Raw genomic sequence first — 6262 nt, forward strand, 5'->3', positions numbered from 1 at the left:
CCCTTCACGACATCCAGCGTCGTGAAGGGTCCCTTCAAGGCATGGTGCGGGTGGGTCAGCGGCGGTTGACCAGCGCCCACGCGCCGGGCAGCAGGCCTGCGGCCAGCGCGATCTTCAGCGCGTCGCCGAGCAGGAACGGCAGCAGGCCCTTGTCCAGCGCCGTGGCGAAGCCGAACCCGGTGACCGCCATCAGGTAGGTGAGGCCGACCGCGTAGATCACCACGTTGCCGGCGATCATCGTGGCCACCGTGCGCAGCACAGTGCGGTCGCCGCCCCTGCCGGCCAGCGCGCCGACGAGGGCGCCTGCGAACACGAAGCCGATGACGTAGCCGAGCGAGGCAGGCAGGCCGGACGCCCCACCCTGGAACCACGGCAGGCCGGCCATGCCGGCGAACAGGTACAGCGCCATCGACAGCGAGCCGCGCTTCCACCCGAGCGCGGCGCCGACCAGCAGCGCGGCAAAGGTCTGGCCGGTGATCGGCACGGGGCTGCCCGGCACCGGCAGCGCGACCTGCGCGGCCAGGCCGGTGAGACCGGCGCCCCCGGCGATCAGGGCGATGTCGCGCACCAGCGCGCCAGGGACGAGATCGGCGAGCACGGCGCGGCGGCCGGACATGGCGAGCACGGACACGGGGACCTCCTGGAGTTCCAACACAACTTCCTGGAGGCTAACCGGACAACTGCCGTCCCGTCCTTGTCGTTCACCGACAAAAGTGGCGATCGTCTCTGTGGGTGGACAGGCCGCCGGGCCGGGTGCGGGGACCGGCGGGGCGGGTGCACGGACGGGCGGGCAGGGCAGCGGTCAGTGGTCGAGCGCGACGCGGCCCGCGCCGGCCCGTTCGGTGTTGCGGCGGGTCTTGGTCCAGCCGTTGCGGCCGCGCACCAGCCGGGTCAGCGCGCGCCACGACGTGACATAGAAGGTGTAGATGTACACCGCGTACACCAGCCCGTAGCCGAGCGACCGCCACAGCCCGATGCCGGGTTCGCAGCGGGCCCGGTAGACCGGCCCCCACAGCACGAACGGCAGCAGGCCGAACGAGCCGTACACGGCGAACAGCACCCACGCGCCGCCGGTGAACCAGTCGAGCACCACCTGCGGCTCGTGCACGGCCCTGACCGCCAGCAGCAGGAACGGGATCGGGTAGATCAGCGTGCCGAGCAGCTGCATCCACGGCTGGGCCAGGTAGTACAGCATCTCGGCGGCCCCGAGCGTGGACAGGTGCGGGGAGTCCCAGATCCGGCGCAGGTACCTGGCGCACTGCATGGTGCCCTGCCCCCACCTGGTGCGCTGGGCCAGGAACCGCCGCAGGCTGTACAGCGCCTCCTGTTCGACGTGCGTGTCCACGGTGAACCCCGTGTGCCAGCCTGCGGTCAGCAGGTGCACGCCGAGCTCGAAGTCCTCCAGCAGCGAGCCGCGCCACGGCGCGCCCGCCGGGCCCGCGATCGAGTCGAGCGCGGACAGCCTGGTGAACTGCCCGTTGCCGCCCATCGAGATCGTCCCGGTCGCCCCTCGGGACAGCTGGATCGCCGCGATGGCCGTGCGGAACTCCAGGTCCTGCATGCGCACCAGCGCCGCGCCGAACCGCCTGCGCAGCCCGCCGACGCCCTGCTGGCGCACGCCCCGGTTCACCATCCGCACGTCCACCTGCACCGCGCCGATCCTCGGGTTGCCGAACAGCTGCGTCGCCGCGCACACCTCAAGGCAGTTGGGCGCGGGCCTGCCGTCCGCGTCGACCACCACGACGACGGCGCGGTTCGCGTCGGCGTGCCGGCCCATCCACAGCTTCAGCGCCCGGTAGGCGTCGTTGAGCGCGTCGCCCTTGCCGGTGCGCGCGTGCGGCCGTTTCCTGCGCACCAGGTGTAGCTGCCGGTCCGCGCCGTTCCCGGTGTGGCGCAACGCCTTCACCACGTCGGCGGTGCCGTCGTCGGAGTCGTCGTCGATGATCCACACGTGCGCGGTGGGGAAGTGGCCGCGCAGGTAGCGGACGGTGTCGCCGATGACGGCCACTTCGTCGCGGCAGGGCACCAGGAAGTGCCACTCCAGCGACGTCGCGTTGCCGACCGGAGCCGGCCGGTGCCGCAGGTAGGGGAGCACGATCAGGCCGACGTAGGTCACGAAGGCCACGCTCATGGTGAGCGCGAGCGCCTGCGTGAAGCCGAGCATGACTGACAGCACGCCGTCGGTCATGCTCGTTCCGCCTTCGCGCGGCGGGTGGACAGCCAGACGAACAGCACCAGCGCCGCAGCCCCGCCGAAGACGCTGACCATCGAGCCGAGCAGGGTGTGGCCCCAGTAGTAGCCGTCGTCGACGCCGAGCCAGTGCACCAGCCCGACGAGGGTGAGCACCCTGAACTGGTTGACCGCGATCACCGTCAGCGCGGCGACGACGAGCGCGCCGACCACCCGCCGGCCGATCCTTGGCCGCAGCGCGATCATCGCCGCGCCGACCACCAGCAGCGGCAGCACCAGGAACGCCGAGGTGCACTCCGGGGTCATCCGCAGTCCGAGTGGCGTGCCGGAGCCGAGTCCGAAGTAGACGGTCTGCCGTTCGGCGGCGACGTACACGCCGTCCCGGCTGACCAGCCGCAGCAGCTCGCCAGCCAGGGTGACCTCGGCGGTGCGGTAGGCCCGGTGGGCGAGCACGAGCCCGACCGCGACGGCCAGCGGCAGCGCGGCCGGCAACCGGGTGATCAGGTCACTCCGACGTGGTGGACGTGCTGGATCCGAGGGACCGGCTGTCGTCACCCGAAACCCCTTCCCTGACTGGAGCGGACCGCGCGGGTCTCGCGTTCGACGTAAGCGGCGGGCAACCGACGAACCTGCTGGATCGTGTTAATCAGGACGCCCAGACGGGCTATCACGAGAAACATCGGTCAACGGAACGTCGCGCTGGACTCCCGGATCGGGTGGGAACGTGAAGTCATTTCGGACCGTTTTTGCACAGTACGTAGCACCGGTTGGGCGAATCGGGTGGAGCCGATAGGCCGTAACGGGTAGTAGTGGTTAGGCAATCCGGATGAGTGCCGATAGGAGGCTCGCGGGCCGCGATAGGTGCGGCCCGTGACCGAATCGGAGGAACTACATGCGGATGCGAATCACGCGTCGCGGCGGGCTGGTCGGACTGGCCGCCGTCGCGGCGCTGCTGGTCGGCGCCTCTCCGGCGTCGGCCGCCCCGGGGGACGCCTCGGCCTACGCCGCGAAGATCCAGGTCACGCTGCTCGGCCAGCCGGCCGTCACGGCGGGACCCTTCGCCGAGGCGAAGGCGGACGGGCCGACGGCGAACAGCCTGGCCACCGTGCACCTGCCCGGCATCCTCGACACCGGCGTGCTCAACGCGTCGGCGTCGCGGGACGACCAGACCGGCGCGGTGCAGTCGAAGGCCAGCACGGCGGACGTCAGGCTCACCGTGCTCGGCGCGCTCGGCGCGGAGGGGGCGGGTACTCGTCAGGGGGTCGGCAACAACACAGTGGGCGCGCAGCTGATCGAGGCGGAATGCCATGCGACGCAACAGGGTGTCGCCGGCTCGACGAAGCTCGTCGGCGTCGACCTCGGCTCGCTTGGCAGCGTCGACGCCACGCCGGCGGCGAACACCACGATCCAGGTCTCGGCGCTCGGCGTGGACGTCGCCAGGATCGTGTTCAACGAGCAGATCCACAACGCCGACGGCAGCCTCACCGTCAACGCCGTGCACGTGACCCTGCTCGGCGGCGTGCTCGGCTCGATCGGCTCCGGCGACGTCATCCTGTCCTCGGCCACCTGCGGTCCGGCCGGCCTGCCCATCCCGATGGCCTCGGGCGCCGGGCTGTGGCTCGGCCTCGGCCTGCTCGGCATTGCCGCCGCGCCGGCCGCCGTCGTCATCAACCGCCGCCGCCGGCCTGCTTCGGCGCTCGCGGCGGAAGCGGACTGAGCGGCGAGGGCGCGCGGATGTATCGGGTTCCGGGAAGCGGGGTCGCCGTCGGTAGCGGTGTCGGCGCCCTGGCGATGACCGGCGCCGACCTCGTGTGGTGGCTGGCCGCAGGGCTGGTCCTCCTCGTGGTCGGCGCGTTCCTGCTGCACGCGGCGAGCCGTAGGCGACGCGCGGTCGCCGCGGAGGCGCACACAGAACGACGGTAGAGCGGGCCCGGTGGGTCCACTGTGGACAGTTCGGCGGAAACCGGACCCACCGGGCACTTCCGAGAGGAGCATGGTGAGCAAGGAAATCCTGCTGGTAGCCGGCACTCGCGCGGAGGCGGTGAAGATCGCCCCGGTCGCGGTGGCCCTCGCCGGCCATCCCGTGCTTCGTCCCGTGATCGTGCACAGCGGACAGCACGCCGGCGCGGTCGAACAGGCGCTCGACGCGTTCGGCCTCGCCCCCGACATCACGCTGGACACCCCGCGTCCGACCGGGAGCCAGGCCGAGCTGATGGCGAGCCTGCTGCCGGCCTTCGAAAGTGTCCTCGGCAGGCGAGAGCCCGCCGCCGTCCTCGTGCAGGGCGACACGGACACGACGCTGGCCGGCGCGCTCGCCGCGTTCTGGCGACGCATCCCGGTGGCGCACCTCGAAGCCGGGTTGCGCACCGGCGACCTCGCCGCGCCGTTCCCCGAGGAGGGCAACCGGCAGATGGTGTCGCGGATCGCCGCGCTGCACCTCGCGCCGACCGAGGAGGCCGCGGCGGCGCTGCGCGCCGAACGGGTGCCGGAGCGCGAGATCGTGGTCACCGGCAACACAGTCGTCGACGCGGTCGAGCGGATCGCCGACGTCGAGCTGACCGCGCGCAACCCCGCGCTGGCCGCGTTGGAGCGCGACCTCGACGCGACCGAGGGCAGGCTCGTGCTGGTCACCGTGCACCGCAGGGAGTCCTGGGGCGAGCCGCTGGACCGCGTGCTGGCGGCCGTACGCTCGATGGTGGACCGGCACCCCGACATCCGAGTGCTGCTGCCGGCGCACCCGAATCCCTCGGTGCGCGACCAGGTGTCGGCCGCGCTCGCCGGCCACCCGAGGATCGTGGTCACCGAGCCGCTCGGCTACCCCGATCTCGTGCGGGTGCTGCGCAGGGCAGCGCTGGTGCTGACCGACTCCGGCGGCATCCAGGAGGAGGCGCCGACGTTCGGCGTGCCGGTCCTGGTGCTGCGGGACGCGACCGAGCGGATGCCCGCCGTGGAGGCCGGCTGCGCCTGGCTGGTCGGCACGGACAGCAACCGCATCCTGGCCGAGGCCGGCTGGGTGCTCGGTTCCTGGCTCCGGCTGCCGCCGGGCCGCAACCCCTTCGGCGACGGCTCGGCGGCCGGCCGGGTGTGCGCGGCGCTGGAACGCCTGGTCGGACCGTCCAAAAGCGACACCGTCGAGCGGCGAGGGGCGACTGTCGACGAATTGACCGCCGCATCGTAGCTTTGTCGACTTTCTCGAACGGGTAGTTCGGCTCCACCAAAGAGTGACTGTGGTGCCGTTCGGCTACCGGCGATTCCTCCCCATTCGATTATTCGCGTGAGGGGGAGTCGCCGGTTCTCTGCCTGCGCTCCCGTTGTCACGAGGAAGGGAGTCGCTATGCGAAGCGCCCGCAGGTTCGGACTGATCGGGGCGGCGCTCGTCGTGGGGCTGTTCGCCGGGGGCGGGGTCGCGATGGCGACCAATCCGAACGGGGTGGCGTCGCTGGGCTCCGCCAGCTTCACCAAAGGGGCCCAGGCGCCCGTCTCCGTCGCCTCCCTGGCCCCGTGCGACGTGGACGGGCAGCAGACCAACAGCTCGGCGGCCGTCGTCAAACCCGGCGTCACCTTCGGCGGCGGCACATCCAGCTGCACCAGGACGGTGACCGACCCGGAGAACGACGTCACCACCACGAGGTCCACCGCGACGGGCAAGAACTTCGAGCTGTCCGTGCTGCTGTCCGCCGGCGGCCCGAGGATCAAGCTGGCCAGCTACACGGTGACCTGCAACGCCACGCAGACCGGCACCAACGCCGGCTGGTCCTTCAGCGGCATGTCCGGGATCAGCGGGCTACCACAGCAGATCCCGAACAATTACGTGGCGCACGTGAAGAAGACCAACGGCACGGTGCTCGCCGACGTCACCGTCAACGAGGTCATGCTGCCCGACCCCAACGACGGCAGCATCGCGCTGAACCTGATGCACTTCCACTTCCTGCCGGCGTCCGGCATTAGCGGCGAACTGGTCATCGGCGCCACTGCCTGCGCCCCGACCCCGTAGCCGACATCCCCGCGCGTGGAAACTCCCGCCCGGCAACGGGAGTTTCCACGCGCGGGCTAGTAGTGTGTCGTTGCTTAT

7 protein-coding genes are annotated in these 6262 nt (G+C 71.4%); 4 read left to right on the forward strand and 3 right to left on the reverse strand.

All coding sequences use genetic code 11. The features are described from left to right. Positions 1-55: 55 nt before the first annotated feature. The 3 genes from F0L68_RS28425 to xrtP form a co-directional block, all read right to left on the reverse strand. Positions 56-616 (reverse strand): biotin transporter BioY, encoded by a 561-nt coding sequence (locus F0L68_RS28425; protein WP_438672326.1) that lies wholly within the window; start codon positions 614-616, stop codon positions 56-58. 186 nt (positions 617-802) lie between these two features. Continuing rightward, the gene (locus tag F0L68_RS28430) at positions 803-2188 is read right to left on the reverse strand and encodes an XrtP-associated glycosyltransferase (protein WP_188316884.1); all 1386 of its coding nucleotides are present in this window, start codon (positions 2186-2188) and stop codon (positions 803-805) included. Then, positions 2185-2691, reverse strand: coding sequence for an exosortase P (gene xrtP, locus F0L68_RS28435; protein WP_438672327.1), 507 nt, complete (start codon positions 2689-2691; stop codon positions 2185-2187). The genes F0L68_RS28430 and xrtP overlap by 4 nt, the downstream gene beginning before the upstream one ends. A gap of 397 nt (positions 2692-3088) precedes the next feature. On the opposite strand from xrtP, the gene F0L68_RS28440 reads away from it, so the two are divergent. The 4 genes from F0L68_RS28440 (at position 3089) to F0L68_RS28455 (ending at position 6184) form a co-directional block, all read left to right on the forward strand. After that, on the forward strand, positions 3089-3907 hold the full coding sequence (locus F0L68_RS28440; RefSeq protein WP_306463201.1) for a choice-of-anchor protein CoaP: 819 nt from the start codon (positions 3089-3091) through the stop codon (positions 3905-3907). 17 nt (positions 3908-3924) lie between these two features. Beyond that, positions 3925-4113: an LAXTG motif-containing small protein gene (locus F0L68_RS28445; RefSeq protein ID WP_149852896.1), complete on the forward strand. Its 189-nt coding sequence runs from the start codon at positions 3925-3927 to the stop codon at positions 4111-4113. Between the two features lie 70 nt (positions 4114-4183). Beyond that, the gene (gene wecB, locus F0L68_RS28450; RefSeq protein WP_149852897.1) at positions 4184-5368 is read left to right on the forward strand and encodes a non-hydrolyzing UDP-N-acetylglucosamine 2-epimerase; all 1185 of its coding nucleotides are present in this window, start codon (positions 4184-4186) and stop codon (positions 5366-5368) included. 156 nt (positions 5369-5524) lie between these two features. After that, complete coding sequence (locus F0L68_RS28455) at positions 5525-6184, forward strand: hypothetical protein (protein WP_149852898.1); 660 nt, start codon at positions 5525-5527, stop codon at positions 6182-6184. Positions 6185-6262 lie beyond the last annotated feature (78 nt).

The organism is Solihabitans fulvus (genome assembly GCF_008386585.1).
In the GTDB taxonomy this organism is placed as follows: Bacteria; Actinomycetota; Actinomycetes; order Mycobacteriales; family Pseudonocardiaceae; genus Solihabitans; species Solihabitans fulvus.